The sequence below is a fragment of the Candidatus Methylacidiphilales bacterium genome (assembly GCA_025056655.1).
Classification (GTDB): Bacteria; Verrucomicrobiota; Verrucomicrobiia; order Methylacidiphilales; family JANWVL01; genus JANWVL01.
In genome coordinates, this window is sequence record JANWVL010000035.1 from 1 (window position 1) to 2,056 (window position 2,056).

Sequence of the window (2,056 nt, forward strand, 5' to 3'; positions counted from 1 at the left end):
GCATGCACTCAAGCAGTGAACGCAGAATATGCTACAGGTGCTCAAAACATTATTCAGTCTATATCATCATGTAAAGGTTCTTGTAAATGAATGCCATTATAGAATTCTTTGTTGAACATCCGCCGTTTTTTAGTGCAACGCCATTATTTATTATATGGTTTATCAAACTAGCATATGATTCACGCAGGAATAAGAAATTATTGGTATATTACATTAGCCTTGTTTTATTAATAACAACGCTTTATGTGCTGTCTCCTCCACCCCCCTTAAGCACTTATAGATCATTGCTGCCTGTATTGGACATGATCATAGGTTTTGGCATGCTTATGAGTATAGTAATTTCTATTCTTGATACGAGCCCTGATAACATTAAGGTGCGAAAGTATTCTATGGTAATTCTTATTGTTGCATTGCTCATATATGTTGGAGGAAGGCTCACAGTTTGGAAGTAAAATTAAGTTGACATTAGATTAGGTTTGAGTAAGATTTTGCGTAGGGTGCGGTATGAATATGCATCGAAAAATAGGACATCAAGAAATAGAAAATTATGGAAAGTTTACAAATCAGAAAATTCTGGTAGGCGCGTCGGGTAGGCTTGGAGTGGTCTTATGCGATTTGCTTCCCAAGCCTATACAAAGTGCGGCCTCCGCCTCGAAGGAAGGGTCGCCGTTACCGGCTAGGTATTACAGAAACCGCATCTATAGCACTGTCCAAGGCCGCTGTTTGCAACCGGATCCGATAGGCTTCGATGCCGGGGATGTGAATTGGTATAGATATGTGGGGAATAATGCGGTGAATTATACGGATCCGGAGGGGTTGTGTTGGTCAAGTGGGACGGCGTGGAAAGATTATCGGGATGGTGGTGGTGATGTATCTCTTGTTCAAACCGGATGCGCTGATATTGTCAGTCAAGCAACTAAGTCTGAAAGGGATGCAGCCAAAAAAGAGGTAGAGAAGGATGTGGAAAAGGAAGCAAAAAAAATGAAGTGTCCCGGTGCAGAAGCAAAAACAATAAACGGCAACGTTAAGCAGAGTGGTGGCGTAAATTCTAATGTTTTTTGGATCGGAGGAATTCACTTAGAAATGAAATATGAATGCAAGATTATTCCAGATTGTGATAACTGCGAGTATTCTTACAGTTGCACATTAACATCAATGATGAATGACAAATTTGAAAAGCCTTATGATTTATTAAATACAGGTTGGCCGATACTTGGTTTTGAAACTGGGACGCCATACAATGTATCTCATACATGGACAGATTATGTAAATGGAATTGGCAGCTTGTGATAGAAATAGAATGAATTATCTACTTTATATAATCTTCTTGGTTTTATTTTTTTTAGTGCCACCGCTATTTTTTTTAGTTAATTATTTTAAGCTTCAATTTGCACTCGTATGGGTTTGGCTGCTTATGGTTATGATTGGGTGGGTTCTAATAAATGCGTCTGTATATTATCACTATGAACACCTAGCAGAGCAGATGAATATGAATCCTACAGAGGATTTAATAAGTGCATACTCCTCTGATGGTGCCAAGCGCGTGACAGCGTTACTATTTGGGTGGGTATACGCCGCATTATATACTCTGCCATGGCTTTTTATTTATTTTGGTATTAGATTTTTTTTAAATAAGACTAAGGAACGTTCTGGGCTGGTTGTTTTTAATAAGTAGTAAAAGGGGACGTGGTAGAGAAGTAGTTGATTGAAATGAAGATGTGTTGAAACTAACGCCACATATATAAATCATGGGGTTGGTGGACGTGGTTATTTTCGGGAGGGACAAGCTCTGCCTTGTCCCAAATATCGTAGAAAAATCAGAGCCGGCACGGAAGCCAGCCATCCCGTTGCCGGGATCAATCGATCACCCATCTATACGTCTATAATCATCCAAACCGCTGATAACATTTTCACAAAAAAAGATCTTTACACCTACGACGACATCGGGCAAGTTACCCAAGTGCAATGCGGAACGGTTAACAACGCGAACGCGAGCAAAACCCAAAGCTGGACATACGACCTGGTAGGCAACTGCATTACACACACCTGCTATCTG

3 protein-coding genes are annotated in these 2,056 nt (G+C 40.2%); 2 read left to right on the forward strand and 1 reads right to left on the reverse strand.

Going from position 1 to position 2,056, the window contains the following annotated elements; all coding sequences use genetic code 11:
- The first annotated feature begins 510 nt into the window (after window positions 1-510).
- Together NZM04_01570 and NZM04_01575 are read left to right on the forward strand one after the other, a co-directional pair.
- A complete protein-coding gene (locus tag NZM04_01570) occupies window positions 511-1,290 on the forward strand; it encodes an RHS repeat-associated core domain-containing protein (GenBank protein MCS7062733.1) in 780 nt (259 codons plus the stop codon).
- A complete protein-coding gene (locus tag NZM04_01575; GenBank protein ID MCS7062734.1) occupies window positions 1,271-1,675 on the forward strand; it encodes a hypothetical protein in 405 nt (134 codons plus the stop codon). Before NZM04_01570 ends, NZM04_01575 begins: the two co-directional genes overlap by 20 nt.
- A gap of 189 nt (window positions 1,676-1,864) precedes the next feature.
- On the opposite strand, the gene NZM04_01580 is transcribed toward NZM04_01575, so the two are convergent.
- A partial coding sequence (locus NZM04_01580) for a hypothetical protein (GenBank protein MCS7062735.1) occupies window positions 1,865-2,056 on the reverse strand: 192 nt, incomplete at its 5' end.